Origin of the sequence: Pseudomonas mendocina (assembly GCA_037482215.1) — a bacterium.
Classification (GTDB): Bacteria; Pseudomonadota; Gammaproteobacteria; order Pseudomonadales; family Pseudomonadaceae; genus Aquipseudomonas; species Aquipseudomonas mendocina_E.
The window spans coordinates 1,637,472-1,658,852 of the sequence record CP148074.1; the positions used below are offsets into that span (position 1 = coordinate 1,637,472).

Annotated in this window: 21 protein-coding genes; 15 read left to right on the plus strand and 6 right to left on the minus strand. The window is 54.5% G+C overall.

What is annotated here, in order from left to right:
- Positions 1 to 52: 52 nt before the first annotated feature.
- Entirely contained in the window at positions 53 to 1,549 is a 1,497-nt protein-coding gene (glpK, locus tag WG219_07405) for a glycerol kinase GlpK (protein ID WXL27269.1), read from the minus strand.
- Positions 1,550 to 1,590: 41 nt separating this feature from the next.
- The gene (locus tag WG219_07410) at positions 1,591 to 2,436 is read right to left on the minus strand and encodes an MIP/aquaporin family protein (protein ID WXL27270.1); all 846 of its coding nucleotides are present in this window, start codon (positions 2,434 to 2,436) and stop codon (positions 1,591 to 1,593) included.
- A 300-nt stretch (positions 2,437 to 2,736) separates the two neighbouring features.
- Between WG219_07410 and ybaK the strand changes: the two genes are divergently transcribed.
- The 3 genes from ybaK to WG219_07425 all read left to right on the plus strand — a co-directional run bounded on the left by ybaK (position 2,737) and on the right by WG219_07425 (position 5,009).
- The gene (gene ybaK / locus WG219_07415) at positions 2,737 to 3,207 is read left to right on the plus strand and encodes a Cys-tRNA(Pro) deacylase (GenBank protein WXL27271.1); all 471 of its coding nucleotides are present in this window, start codon (positions 2,737 to 2,739) and stop codon (positions 3,205 to 3,207) included.
- Positions 3,208 to 3,309: 102 nt separating this feature from the next.
- On the plus strand, positions 3,310 to 4,104 hold the full coding sequence (locus tag WG219_07420) for a transporter substrate-binding domain-containing protein (GenBank protein WXL27272.1): 795 nt from the start codon (positions 3,310 to 3,312) through the stop codon (positions 4,102 to 4,104).
- Between the two features lie 101 nt (positions 4,105 to 4,205).
- A complete protein-coding gene (locus tag WG219_07425) occupies positions 4,206 to 5,009 on the plus strand; it encodes a PhzF family phenazine biosynthesis protein (protein ID WXL27273.1) in 804 nt (267 codons plus the stop codon).
- Between the two features lie 3 nt (positions 5,010 to 5,012).
- Here the strand turns inward: WG219_07425 and WG219_07430 are convergent, their stop codons facing one another.
- Both WG219_07430 and argF read right to left on the minus strand, forming a co-directional pair.
- Entirely contained in the window at positions 5,013 to 6,116 is a 1,104-nt protein-coding gene (locus tag WG219_07430) for an ABC transporter ATP-binding protein (protein WXL27274.1), read from the minus strand.
- Complete coding sequence (argF, locus tag WG219_07435) at positions 6,113 to 7,033, minus strand: ornithine carbamoyltransferase (protein WXL27275.1); 921 nt, start codon at positions 7,031 to 7,033, stop codon at positions 6,113 to 6,115. The genes WG219_07430 and argF overlap by 4 nt, the downstream gene beginning before the upstream one ends.
- A gap of 413 nt (positions 7,034 to 7,446) precedes the next feature.
- On the opposite strand from argF, the gene WG219_07440 reads away from it, so the two are divergent.
- Together WG219_07440 and grxD are read left to right on the plus strand one after the other, a co-directional pair.
- Positions 7,447 to 9,555, plus strand: coding sequence for a molybdopterin oxidoreductase family protein (locus tag WG219_07440; GenBank protein ID WXL27276.1), 2,109 nt, complete (start codon positions 7,447 to 7,449; stop codon positions 9,553 to 9,555).
- Positions 9,556 to 9,672: 117 nt separating this feature from the next.
- On the plus strand, positions 9,673 to 9,999 hold the full coding sequence (gene grxD, locus WG219_07445) for a Grx4 family monothiol glutaredoxin (GenBank protein WXL27277.1): 327 nt from the start codon (positions 9,673 to 9,675) through the stop codon (positions 9,997 to 9,999).
- Between the two features lie 120 nt (positions 10,000 to 10,119).
- Here the strand turns inward: grxD and bfr are convergent, their stop codons facing one another.
- The gene (gene bfr / locus WG219_07450; protein WXL27278.1) at positions 10,120 to 10,590 is read right to left on the minus strand and encodes a bacterioferritin; all 471 of its coding nucleotides are present in this window, start codon (positions 10,588 to 10,590) and stop codon (positions 10,120 to 10,122) included.
- Between the two features lie 199 nt (positions 10,591 to 10,789).
- Positions 10,790 to 11,008, minus strand: a complete 219-nt coding sequence (locus WG219_07455; GenBank protein WXL27279.1) for a bacterioferritin-associated ferredoxin — start codon at positions 11,006 to 11,008, stop codon at positions 10,790 to 10,792.
- 399 nt (positions 11,009 to 11,407) lie between these two features.
- Between WG219_07455 and flgB the strand changes: the two genes are divergently transcribed.
- The 10 genes from flgB (at position 11,408) to flgK (ending at position 21,335) form a co-directional block, all read left to right on the plus strand.
- Entirely contained in the window at positions 11,408 to 11,815 is a 408-nt protein-coding gene (gene flgB, locus WG219_07460) for a flagellar basal body rod protein FlgB (GenBank protein WXL27280.1), read from the plus strand.
- Positions 11,816 to 11,829: 14 nt separating this feature from the next.
- Positions 11,830 to 12,279, plus strand: coding sequence for a flagellar basal body rod protein FlgC (flgC, locus tag WG219_07465; GenBank protein ID WXL27281.1), 450 nt, complete (start codon positions 11,830 to 11,832; stop codon positions 12,277 to 12,279).
- A 25-nt stretch (positions 12,280 to 12,304) separates the two neighbouring features.
- A complete protein-coding gene (locus WG219_07470) occupies positions 12,305 to 12,976 on the plus strand; it encodes a flagellar hook assembly protein FlgD (protein ID WXL27282.1) in 672 nt (223 codons plus the stop codon).
- A gap of 43 nt (positions 12,977 to 13,019) precedes the next feature.
- Positions 13,020 to 14,390 (plus strand): flagellar hook protein FlgE, encoded by a 1,371-nt coding sequence (gene flgE / locus WG219_07475; GenBank protein ID WXL27283.1) that lies wholly within the window; start codon positions 13,020 to 13,022, stop codon positions 14,388 to 14,390.
- 199 nt (positions 14,391 to 14,589) lie between these two features.
- A complete protein-coding gene (locus WG219_07480; GenBank protein WXL27284.1) occupies positions 14,590 to 15,330 on the plus strand; it encodes a flagellar basal body rod protein FlgF in 741 nt (246 codons plus the stop codon).
- Between the two features lie 46 nt (positions 15,331 to 15,376).
- Positions 15,377 to 16,162 carry a flagellar basal-body rod protein FlgG gene (flgG, locus tag WG219_07485; protein WXL27285.1) on the plus strand — a complete coding sequence of 262 codons (786 nt, stop codon included), beginning with the start codon at positions 15,377 to 15,379 and terminating at the stop codon, positions 16,160 to 16,162.
- Positions 16,163 to 16,253: 91 nt separating this feature from the next.
- Positions 16,254 to 16,973, plus strand: a complete 720-nt coding sequence (gene flgH, locus WG219_07490) for a flagellar basal body L-ring protein FlgH (protein WXL27286.1) — start codon at positions 16,254 to 16,256, stop codon at positions 16,971 to 16,973.
- An 11-nt stretch (positions 16,974 to 16,984) separates the two neighbouring features.
- Positions 16,985 to 18,091: a flagellar basal body P-ring protein FlgI gene (locus WG219_07495; protein ID WXL27287.1), complete on the plus strand. Its 1,107-nt coding sequence runs from the start codon at positions 16,985 to 16,987 to the stop codon at positions 18,089 to 18,091.
- 10 nt (positions 18,092 to 18,101) lie between these two features.
- Positions 18,102 to 19,283: a flagellar assembly peptidoglycan hydrolase FlgJ gene (flgJ, locus tag WG219_07500; GenBank protein WXL27288.1), complete on the plus strand. Its 1,182-nt coding sequence runs from the start codon at positions 18,102 to 18,104 to the stop codon at positions 19,281 to 19,283.
- 6 nt (positions 19,284 to 19,289) lie between these two features.
- A complete protein-coding gene (flgK, locus tag WG219_07505; GenBank protein ID WXL27289.1) occupies positions 19,290 to 21,335 on the plus strand; it encodes a flagellar hook-associated protein FlgK in 2,046 nt (681 codons plus the stop codon).
- Positions 21,336 to 21,381 lie beyond the last annotated feature (46 nt).

Here is a 21,381-nt window from a genome sequence, read left to right on the forward strand (position 1 = left end):
CAAAGCAGCCTGTGTGTGACGGTTCAGGCTATGTCGGCATGTGTAAGGGCTTTCAGTCGTGTTCCTGCCAGTTACGGGTGCGTTCGATGGCTTTTTTCCAGCCGGCATAGAGCTGTTCCTTCTCAGTGTCAGCCAGTTGCGGTAGGAACTCCCTTTCAATGACAGCTTTATCGCGCAGCTCATCCAGGCTGCTCCAGAATCCTGTGGCCAAACCGGCCAGATAAGCAGCACCGAGGGCTGTGGTTTCACGCATCTGAGGGCGCTCGACCTTGGTGCCCAGAATGTCGGCCTGGAACTGCATCAAGAAGTTATTCGCTACGGCGCCACCGTCTACCCGAAGCGCGCTAAGGCGTTCTCCGCAGTCGTGTTGCATGGCGTCCAGCACATCGCGTGTCTGGTAGGCGATGGATTCCAATGCGGCACGGATGATGTGGTCGACTTTTACTCCTCGAGTAAGGCCGAACAGTGCGCCTCGAGCGTAAGGGTCCCAGTAGGGTGCGCCTAGGCCCGTAAAGGCTGGCACTAGGTAAACGCCGTTACTGTCTTTGACTTTGCTGGCGAAGTAATCGGTGTCATAGGCGTCATTTACGATCTTCAGCTCATCGCGCAGCCACTGCACGGTGGAGCCACCGTTGAATACAGCACCTTCCAGCGCATAGGCTGGTTCGCCACGGGGGCCGCACGCCAAGGTAGTGAGCAGGCCGTGGACCGATTTAACGGCTTTTTTTCCGGTGTTCATCAGCAGGAAGCAGCCGGTGCCGTAGGTGTTTTTGGTTTCGCCAGGGTTGACGCACATTTGCCCAAAGAGTGCGGACTGCTGGTCACCGGCAATACCTGCAATGGCGATATTGCTTTTGGTGTAGCCGTAGACTTCGGAGGAGGAGCGCACTTCCGGCAGCATCTGTTTCGGGATATCCAGCAGCTGCAACATCTTTTCATCCCATTGAAGGGTGTGGATGTTGAACAGCATGGTGCGCGAAGCGTTGGTGTAGTCGGTTACGTGCACCTTGCCGCCGCTGAATTTCCAGATCAGCCAACTGTCGACGGTGCCAAATAGCAGGTCACCTTTTTCCGCGCGTTCGCGGGCGCCTTCAACGTTGTCCAAAATCCACTTCAGTTTGGTTCCGGAGAAGTAGGGATCAGTTACCAAGCCCGTGGTTTCGCGGATGTAGTCTTCGTGGCCATCACGCTTAAGCTGCTGGCAGATTTCTGTGCTGCGACGGCACTGCCAGACGATGGCGTTATACACCGGGCGGCCGGTGTGTTTGTCCCAAACAACGGTGGTTTCACGCTGATTGGTGATACCGATTGCGGCCACTTGATCGTGGCTGATTGAGGCCTGGGCCAGGGCTTCGACCATGGTTGCGCTCTGGGTGGCAAAAATTTCCATGGGGTCGTGCTCAACCCAGCCGCCTTGCGGGTAGTGCTGGGCGAATTCGCGCTGTGAAAGGCCGACCACATTGGCGTTGCGGTCAAAAATAATGGCCCTGGAGCTGGTAGTGCCTTGGTCGAGTGCGATGATGTAGTTCTTATTTTGGCTGTCTGTCATGGTGGTGGCCTTACTACAAATGAATGTGGGCGGCTTGCTGATTAAGCGTGCGCGTTGTTCTGAGGGCTGGCAGTGCCTTCTGTTGGTGGTACGGGGTTGGGCAGGTGACGTGCAATCAGCCCGCGGTAAAGGGCGGCCCCTAGGCAGGCTCCGACGATGGGCGCGAAGATCGGAACTAGAAAATAGGGCACTGTGCGTCCACCGGTGAAGGCCATCTCACCCCAACCCGCGAGGTATGTCATTAGCTTAGGGCCCAAATCCCGGGCAGGGTTCATAGCGAAACCGGTAAGAGGGCCCATGGCGCTTCCGATTACAGCAATCAACAGGCCGATTAGCAGGGGTGCCATAACGCCTCGAGGCAGACCATTGTTGTCATCAGTCAGAGCCATGATCACCGCCATTAGCACTGCTGTGATGACCAGCTCCACGACAAATGCCTGGCCAACGGTAATGGCAGGGTGCGGGTAGGTGGAAAATACTGAGGCCAGTTCCAGGCTAGCCTGCGTGCCACGAATCATGTTGTGGCTCTGTTCGTAATCAATAAAGAGATTGCTGTAGAGGTAATACACCAATGCCGCTGCACTAAAGGCCCCGGCGATCTGAGCGAGGATATAGAACGGCAGCTTGCGTTTCTCGAAGTCTGCAAATAGGGAGAGGGCGATGCTGACCGCTGGATTCAGGTGAGCGCCAGAGACTCCGGCGCTGAGATAGATCGCCAGGCTAACGCCCACCCCCCAGATGATGCTGATTTCCCAAAGCCCAAAGCTGGCACCTGCGACCTTGAGCGCTGCAACGCAGCCGGTGCCAAAGAAAATGAGCAGTGCAGTCCCCAGAAACTCAGCAATACATTGACCAAGCAGGGTGGGATTTTGGCTTGAGGCAGTCATGATTGAGCATATTCCTTATTGTTGTGATGCCAGGTAGGCGCCAACAACAGGAACGGCTCAAGGCCTCCATAACGCAAACCATCCATGATGAAATTCGTTTCCATATTTTCGGAAGTGAAAAAATAAAGCCCTGAAAAGATACTGTCAAAGATCGAAAGTGAACATATGTACCTATCTGACCGATGGCTGGTCAATTTGTGCCAGCTAAACCTCTAGGTATCAGTTACAGCAGTCTGGAGTCAGCAGCGCTTTTGCCCTACATTTGGCGACCGTATTTCCGGACTCGCTAGAGATGTAACGATGACTCCTGCTTTGGATCTCCTGAAAAAACGCCGCATTGAGCATCAGGTCCACAGTTATGAGCACGACCCGAAAGCCGCTTCGTATGGGCTTGAGGCAGCAGAGAAGCTCGCCTTAAACCCCGCGCAGGTGTTCAAAACGTTACTGGTCAGCAGTGAAAAGGGGGAGTTGCTGGTGGCTGTCGTACCAGTCGCCGGAACGTTGGATCTAAAAGCGTTGGCCCATGCAGCAGGTGTAAAAAAGGTTGATATGGCTGACCCTGCCGCCGCTCAGCGTGCGACAGGCTATCTGTTGGGGGGGATCAGCCCTCTTGGGCAGAAAAAGCGCCTGCGTACGTTTATTGATGACACTGCGCAGTCTTTTGCTTCTGTGTATGTCAGTGCCGGAAGGCGTGGCCTTGAGGTGCAGCTGGCTGCCAGTGCTTTGTGTGAGTTAACCCAGGCCCAGTTTGCCTCGATTGGGCGAGAGTAGCGCTGGCCTTGATGGCCGTTGATTTGGTACAAGCTGTAACTTGCCAGTTGTAATCAAGAGTTGCCACGCCGTTAGCACGAGGCGCGGTTTATACCGATCGCATTGAAACATGGGCTGTGCATGTCGTTGATACGTTTACTTGCTGGTCATGGGTTGCTATTGCTACTGCTCAGTTACGCTAGCATTTCAAAAGCTGAAACTTTAGTTATTGCTGGGGACGAGTGGTGCCCGGTCAATTGCGAAGCTAGCTCCTCCCGTCCTGGCATATTTGTTGAGCTAGTGCGGGAGATTTTTGCCGAGTCTGGTATTACGCTCGACTACCAAACCATGAATTGGGCTAGAACACTGCAGTTGGTTAGGCGCGGCGAGATTAATGCGGCTATTGGAGCTGGGATTGAAGATGCACCCGACTTCATGTTTCATCAGACGCCGATGGCAATGTCCCGGAACTGTTTTTACACCCGCAGTGACTCAACTTGGCAGTGGGACGGGGTGAAGTCTTTGGCAGGGCAGCGTTTAGGGGTCATCAACGACTACAGTTACGGTGATGCACTGAACGCCTATATCAACACATACCGTCATAACAGTTCTCGGGTGCAGCTGGCCGCTGGAGACAAAGCGCTGTCTCTGAGCTTGGGTAAACTGCGGCGCAAAAGGCTAGACGTTGTTCTTGAAAACCCCTGGGTGGTTGAGGCGCTCCTGGCTAGAGAAGGGCGCCCAGGCTCATTGCGTCAGACCGGTTGCCGTGTCCCTGATGTCGCCATCTATTTGGCATTCTCTCCTGTGCTTGATTCCAGCAGGCGTTACGCCGAAATTTTCGATCAAGGCTTAAAGCGTTTCCGCGCCAACGGACGCCTGCAAGCACTTTTCCACGCTTACGGTGTGAAAGAAAACTGACCCGCTTGGCTCAGACTGTATCTGAGTAATTGCTGGTAACTGTTTCAACGATGGTTTTCTGTTTTCTGCATACTGGCCTGAACTATCCAGTCGAGGCTTATATGTCGCTCGAATACTTTCAGGTTGATGCGTTTACGTCGGTTCCATTCAGTGGTAACCCAGCCATCGTTTATCGACTCTCAAATTGGCTCAAAGACGTGCAAATGCAGCGGATTGCTGCTGAGCATAATTTGGCGGAGACCGCGTTTGTGGTCCGTGAAGACGATCAGTGGCGCATTCGTTGGTTCACCCCAAAGGCCGAGGTGCCCTTATGCGGTCACGCCACGTTGGCGAGCGCCCATGTGCTGTATGAGGTGTATGGCGAAAGCGCTGAGGTAATTGAATTCGCCAGCCTCTCAGGTGCGCTGCGTGTTGCTCGTAAGGGGACTCAGCTGGTGTTGGATTTTCCGGTGCGGAGGGTGCAGCAGGTCGAACATAACCCCGCAGTTGATCAAGCCCTAGGGCTGCCTGTGTTGGAGCTGTTGGCCTTGATGGAGGACGGGGGCATTCAGGAGCTGATGGCCGTGGTTTCCTCTGAAGAGGAATTGCGTTCCTGCCAGCCTGACTTGGCGGCGGTGGCTCGTTTACCAGGATTGGGCCTGCTGGTCACGGCGCCCGGAGAACAGCATGATTTTGTCTCCCGTTACTTTGCACCGGCTATTGGGATTGATGAGGACCCCGTCACCGGTTCAACTCACTGCATGCTTACGCCTTATTGGGCTGAGCGACTTGGTAAGCAGTCACTCATTGCTCGGCAGTGTTCAGCCCGTAGCGGTGAGTTGCAATGTGAGTTGCATGGAGAGCGGGTGAAGATCGCTGGCCACGCCGTATTGGTGGCCAGAGGAGAGCTGCTGCTGGCGCTCTAATTATCAGGCGCCGCTGTAGCGCCTGACACCGTTGTCGCTGAGGTTGACCTGGGCAGCGATGCTTCCTTGGGCTGGGAAGATCACCAGATGGTCCGCCGCGACCCTGATGCCTACTTGTTGACCAGGTTGATGGTCGGCATGGCTGGGGAAGATCGCTTCCAGCTGCGTACCGGTTGGCAGCTGCAGCCGATACAGTGTGGCAGCACCGAGGAATGTCTTGCCGACGATCTTAGCCTGCTGTTCGCTGTTGGGTTCGTAAACAATGTCGTCCGGGCGCAAAAGGACATCAACCGCGCTGCCTGCCGGCAGGTTGTAGGCGCGATTACCGCGAATGACGCCAAGCTCAGTCTGCACCGAGTCAGGGCTGAGTAATTGGCCGCGAATGAAATACCCCTGGCCGATAAAGCTCGCCACAAATGGAGTGTGCGGCTCATGGTAAAGGTTGTAGGGCGTGTCCCACTGTTCAAGCCGGCCTTGGTTGAATACCCCGACCAGATCGCTCACGGCGAAGGCCTCTTCTTGATCATGGGTGACCAGAATAGCGCTGGTGCCACGGGCCTTTAGAATCTCACGGACCTCATGGCTAAGGCGCCGACGCAGTTCGCCATCGAGGTTGGAGAATGGCTCATCAAGCAGCAGTAACTGGGGTTCTGGCGCCAGTGCGCGAGCCAGTGCAACTCGCTGCTGTTGGCCGCCAGAAAGCTCATGTGGGTAGCGCTTACTGAGGTGCTCCAGCTTGACCAGCGCCAGCAGCTCATTGACCACTCGCTCGCAGTTGGCCTGCTTGCGGATGCCAAAGCCTACGTTTTCCGCCACACTCAGATGAGGGAAAAGGGCGTAATCCTGAAATACCATGCCAATGCGGCGCTTTTCTGGGGCGAGGGTGTAACCGGCTTTGGAAATCACTGTTCCGGCAAGCTGAATCTCGCCACTGTGAACAGGCTCAAAACCGGCAATAGCGCGCAATGTGGTGGTTTTGCCGCAGCCTGAGGGGCCGAGCAGGCAACCGATGTCGCCTGCATTCAGATGCAAGTTGAGGTTTTGCACCACCTTGTGAGCATCGTAGCTGCAGCTCAGGTCCCGCAGGTTAAGCAATACGTGGTTCATGCGTGGTGATACGCCGGCTCAACCAGAAACTCGAGCAGGGCTTTCTGCACGTGCAGGCGGTTCTCAGCTTGATCCCACACGGCGGAACGTGGGTCATCCAGCAGGTCTTCGCTGATTTCCTCACCTCGGTGGGCGGGCAGGCAGTGCAGGAACAGTACATCTTCGGCCGCCGCATCGAGCAGGGCACGGTCGACCTGATAAGGACGGAACAGCGCCATGCGCTCGGCGGCTTCATCTTCCTGGCCCATGGAGGCCCATACGTCAGTTGAAACCAAGTGTGCACCGGCTACGGCTTCGCGCGGGTCGCGCACAACCTGTACGCGATCACCGGCTTCTTCCAGCAGGCGGGCGTCCGGCTCGTACCCTTCAGGGCAGGCTACACGCAGTTGGAAGTCCAGCTGAATAGCCGCCTCGATGTACGAGTTGCACATATTGTTGCCGTCGCCGATCCAAGCTGCGGTCTTGCCCTTGATGCTGCCGCGATGCTCTTGATAGGTCTGCATATCGGCCAGTAGTTGGCATGGGTGCAGATCATCTGACAGGCCGTTGATGACGGGCACTCGCGAGTTAGCTGCAAATTCTGTCAGGGTGCTGTGGGCAAACGTACGGATCATGACAGCATCCAGCATGCGTGACATTACCCTGGCTGCATCGCAGATTGGCTCACCACGGCCCAGTTGTGTATCGCGGGGCGACAGGAAAATAGCTTGGCCGCCCAATTGAATCATGCCGGCCTCAAACGAGAGGCGGGTACGGGTGGAGGCTTTTTCGAAGATCATGCCCAGCACGCGGTTTTTCAGCGGCTCAAAAAGAACCCCTCGATTGCGCAGGTCCTTCAGCTCCATGCCGCGGCGGATCAAACCGTTGAGTTCGTCCGGGGTGCAATCTTTAAAGGAGAGAAAGTGTCTTGCGCTCATCGTTAACTACCTTTTAACAGCTGGGCGCAGGTTCGTTGGCGTTCCTAAACGTAAGAAACAGAAGAACCTGCGGCTGGGGGCCGCATTGTGCGACGAAACGGGGAAACGTCGATCTTATAAGCAACTGGTGGCGCTGCACAACTCGCGCAAAAAAGGCTGTTACGAAAATATGCCGATGGGGGCATCGCAAACATTTGCTTGCCACCTGTTTTCAGGCTCGGCCCGGCTCTATGGGTACTGAGTCCAATAGCTATTGCTTTGTGTCTGTTCAGGCCAGGGGCTAACACTGAGCCCTATTGGTCGCTCTGATAACCGACGATTCATCCAGCAAGGTTTGGTGGCAAGTTCAGTAGGGGGAGGCCATATTCAGGTGTGTGTAAGTATCAGGTATGAGTACAACAAGAGGCCTGACTATGAACAAGGCAGTCCATTACCGTGCCTGTCACCTGTGCGAGGCGATTTGCGGTCTGGTGATTGAGACCACGACTGATGATCACGGCAACGTGTGCGTGAGTTCAATAAAAGGAGACGCGCAGGATCCCTTTAGTCGTGGGCATATCTGCCCTAAGGCCGTCGCGCTACAGGACATCCAAGCCGATCCCGATCGCGTACGGGGGCCCATGCGCCGGGAGGGCGATCAGTGGAGGTCAATCAGTTGGGATGAGGCATTTGAGCTGGTTGCCAAGCGTCTAAGTGATATACAGAACCAATACGGACGCAATGCCGTAGCGGTATATCAGGGTAATCCCAGTGTGCACAATCATGGGCTGATGACCCACAGCAACTACTTTTTGGGGTTGTTGAAAACTCGCAATCGTTTTTCTGCGACTTCGGTCGATCAGTTGCCTCATCATCTGGCAAGTTACTGGATGTACGGCCACAGCTTGCTGCTTCCCATCCCTGATATTGATCACACGGATTTCATGCTGATTCTCGGCGGCAATCCTTTGGCATCCAACGGCAGCATCATGACGGTGCCGGATGTTGAAGCGCGCTTAAAGGCTATACAGCGGCGTGGTGGCCGGTTGGTGGTAGTCGATCCGCGTCGTACTGAAACCGCCGCGATTGCTGACCAGCATGTGTTTATTAGGCCAGGGCAAGATGCGGCTTTGCTGCTGGGGCTGCTTAACACGTTATTTGAGGAAGGGCTTGGGCGCAGCAGCCATTTACCTATCAATGGCTTAGCTGAGGTGCGTCAGGCGATTGCTAGTTTTACCGCTGAGGCTATGAGTGAACGCTGTTCCGTTCCAGCTCCTGTTATTCGCCAGTTGGCACGTGATTTTGCTGGTGCTCCTGCTGCGGTGTGTTACGGGCGCATGGGTGTTTCCACCCAAGCATTCGGTACGCTGTGCCAATGGCTGGTGCAACTGATTAACTTGGTGACTGGCAATCTTGACCGTGTGGGTGGGGCTTTGTGCACGGAGCCTGCCCTGGATCTTGTCGCAACAACCGCTGGCGGTCATTACAACCAATGGCAGAGTAGGGTGTCTGCTTTACCGGAGTTTGGCGGCGAATTACCTGTCGCTGCGCTAGCTGAGGAAATTTTAACGGCTGGTGATGTGCAGGTTAGGGCGCTGATTACCGTAGCGGGCAATCCAGTGTTATCGACGCCCAATGGCAGGCAGCTGGAACGGGCTTTGGATGGGTTAGATTTCATGCTGAGCATTGATTTCTACATCAATGAAACCACGCGCTTTGCAGACCTGATTCTGCCGCCGACCGCCCCTCTGGAGCACGATCACTACGATGCGACCTTCAACTTATTGGCGGTGCGCAATGTAACGCGCTTCAATCAGCCCGTTTTGCCCAAGCCTGATGGTGCAATGCACGACTGGGAGATTTTTGTCGCGCTGGCCCAGACATTTGCCGCCAAAACCGGTGTGCAGCTCAAACCAACACGGGCACCTGATGAGATGGTAGACCTAGGTTTGCGCGCAGGGCCTTACGGCGACCGATCATCCCATGGCCTTTCTGTGACCGCCTTACTCAAGCATCCTCACGGGATTGATTTGGGGCCGCTGAAACCCAACCTGGCGGGACGTTTGAAAACGCCTGATCAGGCTGTTCAAGCGGCTCCGGAAGCGCTAGTGGCTGATCTACAGCGCTTTGCCGAGCAACCTTGTGCCACCGATGGTCAGCTATTACTGATTGGTCGACGCCATGTGCGTAGTAATAACTCCTGGATGCACAACTATCACCGCTTGGTGAAAGGTAAACCGCGTCAACACCTGTTGATGCATCCTGCTGACGCGGAGCGTCTTGGCCTGCAAGACGGGCAGCGGGTAAAGGTTGTTTCGCGTGTGGGGGAGATAGAGGTTGAGATGGGCGTCAGTACCGACATGATGCCCGGCGTGGTGAGCCTGCCCCATGGCTGGGGGCACCGGCGGAGCGGCGTTCAACTGGGGATTGCCAGTGAACTGCCCGGTGCCAGCGTCAATGATCTGACTGATGAGCGGGTGCTCGATCATTTATCCGGCAATGCAGCTTTAAATGCGGTGCCCGTCCATGTGGTGGCTGCTTGACATGCTGTATCAACCGATGTCTTGACGCGTAAGGCCGAGCATTACGCTCGGCTTTTCTATACAATGCCGCCACCGTGCCGACCTGCTGGTCGGGTTAGTCAAGTTCTGAGGTGCCCCATGGATATCATCGAAACCATCAAAGAGCAGATCGCCAATAACACCGTTATTCTGTACATGAAAGGCTCGCCGAATGCGCCGCAATGCGGTTTTTCTGCCAAAGCTGCTCAAGTTGTGATGGGCTGCGGTGAGAAGTTTGCTTACGTCGACATCCTGCAGAACCCGGAGATTCGCGCTAATCTGCCGAAATACGCAAACTGGCCGACTTTCCCGCAACTGTGGGTGAAGGGTGAGCTGGTTGGCGGCAGCGACATCATGGTTGAGATGTTTGAGAAGGGCGAATTGCAGAGCCTGATCAAAGAAGCTGTGCAGGGCGCCAGCGCCTGAGGTCTGAAAGCTGAAAAAACCGATGCCAGTGCATCGGTTTTTTTTCGTCTGGAAAAACCCATGGCATTTGAGCAGGCATAAAAAAACGGGAGCCTAGGCTCCCGTTTCTGATGAGTGAGATCACTCTTCCATCTGCGATTGCAGGTAGTTCTGCAGGCCGACGGATTCGATCAGGCTCAGTTGGGTTTCCAGCCAGTCGATGTGCTCTTCCTCCGAGCTGAGGATGTCTTCAAGCAGCTCGCGACTGGCGTAGTCGCCAACGCTTTCACAATAGGCGATGGCAGCTTTTAGATCAGCGTGGGCTTTGTGCTCGATCTTCAGATCGCACTCAAGCATCTCTTTGGTGTTTTCACCAATCAGGATTTTGCCCAAGTCTTGCAGGTTGGGTAGACCTTCCAGAAACAGAATGCGTTTGATCAGCTTGTCCGCATGCTTCATCTCGTCGATGGACTCGTGGTATTCGTGCTCACCGATTTTTTTCAGACCCCAATCTTCGTACATGCGCGCATGCAGGAAGTATTGGTTGATTGCGACCAACTCGTTACCGAGGATCTTGTTCAGATGCTGGATGACTTTCTTGTCGCCTTTCATGTCTGCTTCTGCCTTGAATGGGTTGGAATGTCGATAGATTCTGGCCCGGAGCATAGGGGCTGTCAAACCTAAGTATTTGAATTTAAAGTTAAAATTAATATGAATGAGAAGGCTTTAGTTCTGCATCTGAGCGCTAAGCTCTTGAATTACAGGCATAAAAAAGCCGGACACAAGGTCCGGCTTTCAACTTCTTAGCTAATTAAGCAGCAACAAAACTTGCCGAATAGGCGAGGGCGGACTGGCTGCTTTGCACTTCGCTGAGCGTCTCACGCACGACTTGCTTCGCCAAGCAAGCGCATTTCCCGCATTGGGTGCCCACACCCAAACTGGTACGCACTTCACGATAGCTGCAGCAGCCTTCGTAAATAGCTTCACGGATCTGACCGTCAGTAACACCTTCGCAAAGACAAACGTACATGTTTCACGCTCATGAAAGGGCTTAGTGAATGGTCGAGATACTAATGTGAATGAGAATGCTTGTCAAAGACATCTGTTTCTATTTTCCAGTCGCATTCAATGAGGCTTCTGGCTACGCGCGTCTGACTTGTACGGTGGGGCAGGTGCCCAGAGCCAAAACCTGTAACCGCTGAAAGCAGGATTTCAGACGAGTGACGGGTTTCTGTCACGTGTCGTGGCTTTTGTGGGTTTGTCATTGCCGATGCTGGCAGTTTGGCGGAAAACTTTTGCCGCTTTGTCAGGTTTATGGCGTTTGTATTTTGTTAAGTCTATGAAATAAAAGGATTTTTAAACGTGGCACAGGCTTTGCTTAAGGATTGGCGACGAATTACATAACGGCAACCGGAATAGGTTACTGACCATGAGCATCAACTTCGACCGGGCACTCGGCATCCATGAGAAGGCACTGGGCTTCCGCGCTCAGCGTGCAGAAGTGCTGGCTAACAACATTGCCAATGCTGACACCCCTAACTACCAAGCGCGCGATCTGACCTTCGCCAATGTGCTGGCGGCGCAAAGCGCCAAAAACGACAAAGGGCATATCAGTCTGGATCGTACAGATGCCAAGCACATTGCCGGTGAAGGGGTTGGTATCGGAGAAGGTGACTTGGATTACCGCATACCGTTGCATCCTTCTATTGATGGCAACACGGTCGACCTGCAGATCGAGCAGTCCAATTACGCGGAGAACTCGGTCAACTTTCAGGCCAGCTTCACTCTGCTCAACAGTAAATTCAAAGGGCTGATTGGCGCCCTGCGTGGCGAATAACAGGAGCCTTCACCATGTCTCTTCTCAGTGTGTTCAACATTGCCGGTACTGGTATGAGTGCCCAGAGCACTCGCCTCAATACCATTTCAAGCAACATTGCTAACGCCGAAACGGTCTCTTCCAGTATTGATCAGACCTACCGTGCGCGGCATCCGGTGTTTGCCACCATGTACCAACAGGCTGCTCAGCAAGGGGGAGATCGTGGCTCGCTGTTTGCTGATCAGGATAACGCCGGTGTGGGTGTGCAGGTCTTGGGCATCGTTGAGGATCAGAGCACGCTGATGCCGCGGTACGAGCCGAACCACCCTTCGGCGGACGAAAACGGCTATGTGTACTACCCGAATGTGAACGTAGTGGAAGAAATGGCCGACATGATTTCCGCCAGTCGTGCTTTCCAGACCAACACCGAAATGATGAATACCGCCAAGCAAATGATGCAGCGTGTGCTGACATTGGGCCAGTAAGCGGCGGATCAGGAGTGCAACGCAGATGAGCACGGTTAGTAATGTTACGGGGTCTGTGCTTGATCAGTATCAGATCAAGCAGGATAACGGTGCCAAGTCCAATGAGCTTGGCAAGAACCAATTTCTGGAGCTGCTGGTTGCTCAGCTGAATAACCAGAACCCGCTTGAGCCTCAGGGTAACGGTGAGTTTATCGCTCAGCTGGCTCAGTTCAGTCAGGTTGAGGGTGTTGAGAAACTCAATACCAGCATGGAGGCGCTGCTTGGGGGGTATCAGTCATCCCAGGCGCTCCAGGCCTCGTCAATGGTCGGCACTAAGGTCGTCATCCCGACTGACAAAGCACTGGTTGATACCAGTGAAAGTTTTAAAGCCAGCCTTGTTTTGCCTATTAGCAGTGGCAACGTTTACGTCAACGTTTATGACCAAGCGGGGGCAGCAGTCGGTCGTGTCAATCTTGGCGCTCAAGAGGCTGGCAACGTCAGCTTTATCTGGGATGGCAAAGATGCAAGCGGCAATACATTGCCGCCGGGCACTTACAAGTTTGAGGCGCAGGCCAGTTATTCAGATGGGACTAAAGGCTTGTACACGATGCTTCCGGCGAATGTGGACAGCGTCACGCTGGGTGGTTCCGAGTTGGTGTTGAACTTGGCCGGGATTGGCAGTGTTCCGCTCTCACAGGTTCAGGTTATCGGTCAGTAGATTTCTGTTTTTGCTCGCCGGCTGGCCGGCATAGGAGTTTTTTATGAGTTTCAATATTGGTCTCAGTGGCCTGCGCGCTGCCAACAATGACTTGAACGTAACCGGTAATAACATTGCTAACGCGGGGACTACTGGTTTTAAAGCCTCACGTGCCGAGTTTGCTGATGTTTACGCAGCCTCTGTGTTGGGTACAGGCAAAAACCAGCAAGGCAGTGGTGTGATGCTGGGGGATGTTTCTCAGCAGTTTAACCAAGGCAATATCAACTACACCCAGAACCCACTGGACTTGGCAGTTAATGGCAATGGCTTTTTCATTACCAGTGACAACGGGGCTATTAGCTATACTCGCGCTGGGTATTTCGGTACTGATCGAGACGGATACATCGTCAACAACTTTGGTCAGCGCCTCCAAGGATATGCTGCAGACATAGACGGCAACCTGATCAAGGTGAAGGCTGATCTGCGTATTCAAGTGGATCAGCAGGAACCTAAGGCGACGACCAAGGTTGCGCAAACGCTGAACCTGAACTCGACACAGGTACGCCCGGCCAACGCGGGCACCATGGCTGCACCGACATTTGATCCGAGTGATCCACTGTCTTACAACGAGTCAACGTCGACCAACATCTACGATGCACAGGGTAATGCTCACGTAATGACCCAGTACTTCGTTAAAAATGAAGCACCGGCTAACAACGGTTGGACAATGCATGTGTTGATCGATGGTGTGAACCCGGCTGATCCCTCCAGCACACAACCATATAGTTACGCTCTTGACTTCAACGAGTCGGGCCAGCTGAATGAGCCGGCATTTACCCCGCTGGTGGTCAGCGTGCCTCCACAACCCACTGATACGCCGGCTATCCCTGTTGATGCTCCTAATGGTGTATTTGCCCTGCCTGAAGGGACTTGGGTGCCAGCTGAGGCGGACCCGGCCAACCCAGGTACTATGGTTCCGAATAGTGCGGCTGCATCTGGTATTACATTCGATATGCGGGGCTCAACCCAATACAACGCGCGGTTTGGTGTTAACACCATCAATCAGGATGGCTTCACTACCGGCCAGCTATCTGGCTTGGAGGTGGACGACAGCGGTGTCATTTTGGCTCGTTACACCAATGGACAGACAAAGGCTCAAGGTCAGATATTGCTAGCCAATTTCGCTAATATCCAAGGGCTGACACCCGTGGGAAAAACCTCTTGGGTGCAAACATTTGAGTCTGGGGAGCCCGCAATCGGCGAGCCGATGAGTAGTACTTTGGGTGCGCTACAAGGCGGGGCGCTGGAAGACTCCAACGTTGAACTGTCTGACCAGCTAGTTAACCTGATTGTGGCCCAGCGTAACTATCAAGCGAACGCTAAAACCATCGAAACTCAGAGTGCAATCACGCAGACCATCATCAACCTGCGTTAAGGCTTTGACGCTTGGCGAGGCGTGTTGATTGGTTTTCGCTTCAAGCGGCATTCAAAGCGTCATAAAAAAGGCTCCCGTGGGAGCCTTTTTCTATTTAAGCTAGCAAAATCAATGCCTTGTGATTCTTTTAGGGTTTGGCACATCCTTTGCTTAATAGCCTGTATTGAGCAAAGGGCGATGGCCCACGCGGAGGATCAACATGGACAAGATGCTTTACGTCTCCATGACTGGGGCGCACCAGAACACGCTGGCTCAGCGTGCCCATGCCAACAATTTGGCCAACATATCCACTACGGGTTTTCGACGGGATTTTGAACAGGCTCGTTCGATGCCTGTTTTTGGTGACAGTTTTCCGGCGCGGGTGTACGCGATGAGTGAGCGTCCAGGGACTGATTTCACCCCTGGCTCTCTGCAGGAGACGGGGCGCGATCTGGATGTGGCCGTTGGTGGCCAGGGTTGGATTGCCGTCCAAGCGCCTGATGGTGGTGAAGCTTATGTGCGTACTGCCAGTCTCAATGTTGATGCCCTCGGGGTGTTGCGTACCGGCAATGGTTTGCCGGTGATGGGCAATGCCGGGCCTATTGCTGTACCGCCGGAGCAAAAAATCGAGATTGGCGCCGATGGCACCATCTCCATTCGGGCTTTGGGTGAGGCGCCGAATGTGTTGGCGGAAGTGGACCGTATCAAGCTGGTTAACCCCGACCTAAAACAAATGGAGAAAGGTCAGGACGGCATGATCCGTTACACCGGGCAGGGGGCTGTTGAGGCTGATGCAACGGTGGAGGTTACCTCGGGTTTTCTTGAGTCGAGCAACGTCAATGCTGTTGAGGAAATGACAGCGATCTTGTCCTTGTCCCGTCAGTTCGAGCTGCAAGTAAAAATGATGCGTACCGCTGAGGATAATTCTTCAGCTATGGCCCGCGTCTTGCAGATGACCTGATGATCACAATGCGGCGACGGTAAATCGTCGCCCAAGGAGAAACACCATGCTTCCAGCACTTTGGGTCAGCAAAACGGGCCTCACCGCCCAGGACATGAACCTGACCACCATTTCCAACAACTTGGCTAACGTCTCGACAACAGGTTTCAAGCGCGATCGTGCGGAGTTTGAAGACCTGCTCTACCAGATCCGTCGCCAGCCAGGTGGTCAGTCCACCCAGGACAGTCAACTGCCATCCGGTTTGCAGCTGGGTACCGGTGTGCGAGTGGTTGGAACGCAGAAAGTGTTCACTGCAGGCAGCTTGCAAACGACTGAGCAGCCGTTGGATATGGCCATCAACGGTCGTGGTTTCTTCCAGATTCTGATGCCGGACGGTACGGTCTCCTATACCCGCGACGGTAGCTTCCACCTGAACTCTGATGGTCAAGTTGTAACATCCAACGGTTACCCGCTTGAGCCTGCCATCGTACTGCCGAACGAAGTGCGTACTTTCACCGTCGGTGAGGATGGCACGGTATCCGTGACCACAGCAGGCGACCCGCAGCCACAAATTGTCGGCAACCTGCAAACCGCTGACTTCATCAACCCGGCGGGCCTGGAAGCAATCGGCAATAACTTGTTTCTGGAAACAGCCGCCAGTGGTGCACCGCAAGTCGGTACTCCGGGCTTGAATGGCTTGGGTACGACGCTGCAAAACACCTTGGAAAACTCCAACGTAAGTGTGGTTGAGGAACTGGTGAACATGATCACCACCCAGCGCGCTTACGAGATGAACTCCAAGGTCATCTCCACAGCGGATCAGATGCTGGGCTTCATTTCTCAGAATCTTTGATAGTTGAACTGCGCTGAATGTGATGTGTGTACGCAGGAATAAGTTGGGCTGGCACGTTAGGTCGGCTCTGGCAAGACATGAGGTAAGTGATATGAAACGGCTGGTAACTCTCACTGCAGTCCTTGGCTCATTAGCCCTGACTGGCTGTATGGCGCCTGCGCCAAAGCCGAATGACCCTTATTACGCTCCTGTTATGCCGCGCACACCTCTGCCTGCTGCGCAGAACAACGGTGCGATCTATCAGGCCGGGTTTGAGAATGGCTTGTTCACTGACCGTAAGGCATACCGGGTCGGTGACATCATTACCATCACCCTGAATGAGCGCACCCAAGCAAGCAAAAACAGTAACAGCCAGCTGTCTAAAGACAGCTCCGGTAACCTGGGGGTACCTAATCTGTTTGGCATGGCCGTGGCGCCAAAGAACCCGCTCGCAGGTATCAGTGCATTGGGTATGACCGGTGACAACCTGAGCCTGAGTGCCGACTGGGATGCAACCCGGGCCAATAAAGCCGCTGGACAAGCAGGGCAGAGCAACAGCCTTAGCGGTTCGATCACAGTTTCTGTCGCGGAGGTGATGCCTAACGGCATCCTGCTGGTGCGCGGCGAGAAGTGGATGACCCTGAATACCGGCGACGAGCTGGTGCGTATTACTGGCCTGGTTCGTGCCGATGACATCGCCACTGACAACACGGTGTCTTCTACCCGTATTGCGGATGCGCGCATCACCTATTCAGGTACTGGAGCTTTTGCTGATGCCAGTCAGCCGGGTTGGATGAGCCGGTTCTTTATGAGCCCGCTGTGGCCGTTCTGAGGATGATCAGCATGAAGTTTTGCAAATACCTCCTCGCAGTCACGGCAGCCCTGATCATGGCGTCGGCGGCGCACGCTGAGCGTCTGAAAGACTTGGCCAGCATTCAAGGTGTGCGGACCAACCAACTGATCGGCTACGGCCTGGTTGTTGGCCTTAACGGCACTGGCGACCAAACCACTCAAACGCCGTTTACCGTTCAGACCTTCAACAACATGATGGCCCAGTTCGGCATTAAGGTGCCGCAGGGCGGCAACGTACAGTTGAAGAACGTTGCAGCGGTGTCGATCCATGCTGACTTGCCTGCTTTTGCTAAGCCGGGTCAGACCATTGACGTTACTGTGTCGTCGATTGGTAACGCCAAAAGCCTGCGTGGTGGCAGCCTGTTGATGACGCCGCTGAAAGGTATTGATGGCAACGTTTATGCCGTTGCTCAAGGTAACCTGGTTGTTGGTGGCTTTGATGCCTCTGGCGGTGATGGTTCTCGTATTACTGTGAACGTCCCTTCGGCGGGCCGTATTCCGGCGGGTGCGACGGTTGAGCGTCCGGTTCCGAGTGGTTTTGATCAGGGCAACACCCTGACCCTGAACTTAAACCGTCCTGATTTCACCACAGCTAAGAACATTGTTGATCACATCAATGATCTGCTCGGCCCAGGGGTCGCTCAGGCTGTTGATGGGGGCTCGATTCGCGTTACCGCGCCGCTTGATCCGAGCCAGCGCGTTGATTATCTGTCGATTTTGGAAAACCTCGAAGTCGAGGTAGGGCAGGCGGTTGCTAAGGTCATCATCAACTCCCGTACGGGCACCATTGTGATTGGTCAGAACGTGCGCGTTCAGCCTGCTGCTGTGACCCACGGCAGCCTGACTGTGACCATTACTGAAGACCCGATTGTCAGCCAGCCTGAAGCGCTGTCAGGTGGTCAGACTGCGGTAGTGCCGCGTTCACGCGTCAATGCGGAAGAGGAGGCTAAGCCGATGTTCAAGTTCGGCCCGGGCACCACTTTGGATGAGATCGTCCGTGCGGTAAATCAGGTAGGTGCCGCACCTTCCGACCTTATGGCTATCCTCGAAGCGCTGAAACAGGCTGGCGCTTTGCAGGCTGACCTGATCGTTATTTGAGGCTGCCACTATGGACTCTCGAATTTCAGCAGGCTTGCTCGGTGGCGCCAAAGGCGCAGTCGACTCTGGCTCGTACAACGACCTCAATCGCCTCCAGCAGTTTAAGGTGGGCGGTGACAACGAAGGCAACATCAAAAAAGTGGCTCAAGAGTTTGAGTCGCTGTTTTTGAATGAAATGCTCAAGGCCATGCGTTCTGCCAACGAAGTGTTTGCTGAGGGTAACTACCTCAACAGTAACGAAGGCAAAACCTACCAGGATATGTATGACCAGCAGCTCTCAGTCACCATGTCAAACAGCAATAACGGCATCGGCCTGGCGGATGTACTGACTCGTCAGCTGTCCAAAATTAAAAATGTCAGCGATCGCCCCAATCCATTCGCTCAGGTGAATGAGGCCGTACCTGCTGCACCGAGCAAACCGATGGCTAAGGCGGAACCGGTTCAGAGCAATCGTGACGACACCTCACTGCTGAACCAGCGCCGTCTGTCTTTGCCAGGTAAGCTGACTGATCGTCTGTTAGCGGGCATTGTTCCCACAACAGGAGATGAGGCAAACACGCTGACTAAAGGTGACTGGATCCCAGCGAAAAGTTTTGCAGCGCCTGGTGATAAAGCGCTGAGCATCAATGGCAGTGATGCCATCACAGGTCGACGGTTGGCACAGCCACCACTGGCTCCGAGCAAGGCTGCCTTTGGCTCCAAAGATGAGTTCATCGCGACCATGTTGCCGTTGGCTGAGCAGGCTGCGGACAAGATTGGCGTTGACCCGCGTTATCTGGTTGCTCAGGCAGCTCTGGAGACTGGCTGGGGTAAGTCGGTTATCCGCCAGCAGGACGGCAGCAGCAGCCACAACCTTTTTGGTATCAAGAGCCACAACAGCTGGGGCGGCGAGTCAGCCCGAGTGCTGACCACTGAGTACGTCAACGGCAAGCCCGTCAAAGAGGCCGCCTCCTTCCGTGCTTATGAGTCCTATGCCCACAGCTTTGAAGACTATGTGAGCTTTCTGCAAAACAACCAGCGCTACGAGAAAGCGCTGACCAAGACAGACAAGCCGGAGCAGTTCGCTCAAGAACTGCAAAAGGCCGGTTATGCAACTGACCCGAACTACGCACGCAAAATTGCTCAGATCGCCCGGCAGATGCAGACCTACCAAACCGTTGCGGCTGTGACAGCGCCGCCAGCAAAAGGCTGATGAAAAATGGCTGACTTACTCCAAATCGGCTTGTCCGGGTTGAGTGCCAATAAAACCTCACTGGCGGTCACCGGCCATAACATTACCAACGTCAATACGCCGGGTTTTTCCCGGCAAGGCACGGTACAGGCCACACAAACTCCGCAGTTCAGCGGTGCGGGTTTTATTGGGACTGGTACAACTCTGGCGGATGTACGCCGCATTTATAACGAGTTTCTGACCAATCAGGTACGCAGCAGCACGGCGTTGAACAGCGATGCGCAGTCGTACCTGAGCCAAATCAGCCAACTCGACTCGCTGCTGGCAGGCTCCACGACCGGTATCACGCCCGGCATGCAGAAGCTGTTTGCGGCCTTGCAGACCGCTGCTGAAGATCCATCCGATCTGCCCGCGCGGCAGTTGGTGCTGTCTGAAGCTGAGGGCCTGGCTAATCGCTTCAACACTGTGTATGACCGCCTGAATGAGCAGAACGCGTTCGTTAACAAACAGATGTATGCGATCAGCGATCAGGTCAATCAAATAGCTACATCCATTGCCAAGCTCAATAATGCGATCGCGACTGCTGCCGCGACCGGCAATGCGCCTAACGATTTGCTGGACTCCCGTGAGGAGGCCATTCGTCAATTGTCGACCTTTGTTGGCGTGTCGGTGGTAGCTCAGGATGACAACAGCTACAACGTGTTCGTCGGTTCAGGCCAGCCGTTGGTAGTTGGCAACACTGCGGCGCGTCTAGAAGTGGTGCCGGGCACCAAAGACCCGATGCGCAATGAGGTGCAGTTCGTTAGCGGCAATTCGCGGCAGACCATCACCAGCATGATTACCGGTGGTGAAATGGGGGGGCTGATCCGATACCGCGAAGATGTGCTGGACAACACCTTAAACTCTATTGGGCGGCTTGCTCTGTCCGTTACTGACCAGATGAACCGCCAGTTAGGCCAGGGCCTGGATTTGAATGGCGAATTCGGCTCCGGGCTGTTTCGTGATCTCAACGATCCGGAACTGACCAAATTGCGTAGCTTGGCGCAAGTCGGGAACTACGATGGGGACGCCAACCTCAATGTGATCATCACTGACACCAATCTGCTGACCACCAGCGATTATGAGGTGACGTTTACCAGTGCCTCCGAGTTCACCGTCCGCCGCCTGAATGACGGTAAGGATTTCGGTCCGTTTGATGTGGGAGCGGTGCCACCTGACGAGTTTGACGGTCTGTCGATCAACATCAACGCAGGCAGCGTGGTTGACGGCGACAAGTTCCGCCTGATCCCGACTCGCAACGCCGCGCAAGGTATCCGTACGGATATGAAACAGCCGGAGGAACTGGCCTTCGCTTCGCCACTGAAGGCCGAAGTCAGCCCGGCAAACGTCGGCACCGGCACCATCAGCCAGCCCGTACTAAAAACCCAAGTTGATATCTACGATCCGGACGCCAAACTCTGGGTTGAAGACAGCCTGCGCCAGCAGCCACCGGTTCGCATCGTGATGGGGCCTGAGCCGACGACGGCGGGTGGTTTGCAGTCTTTTGATGTGTATGACAGTGCCGGTAATGTGCTGTACACCAACAGCATCACACCGGGGCAGAACAACACCATTGAAATCACTGTTCCGCCAGAGCTTGGCCCGCCTTACCTAGAAGAGTTCACGTACACCGTGAATATCGGCGGGCGGCCAAAGGCTGGCGACAGTTTCTCTGTGTCGTTTAACACCAATGGTGTGTCAGACAACCGCAACGCCTTGCAGATGATCGACCTGCAAAAGCGCCCTGTTATCGGGGTCAATCCGCTGTCAGCGGAAACCACAGGTGCTAGCTTCAATGAGGCCTACGGTGATCTGGTCGAAAGGGTCGGTACCCTGACGAGTCAGGCTCGGGTGGATGGTGAAGCCAACACCGCAATCCTCAAACAGGCCACCGACAACCGCGACTCCATCTCGGCGGTAAACCTGGATGAAGAGGCAGCGAACTTGATCAAGTTTGAGCAGTACTACCAAGCGTCGGCACAGATTATTCAAGTTGCACGCAGCCTGTTCGATACACTGATTAATTCATTCTGATGGGCCGCTGCGGCTGCCTATAGTGTTTTGAGGTTAGCAATATGGT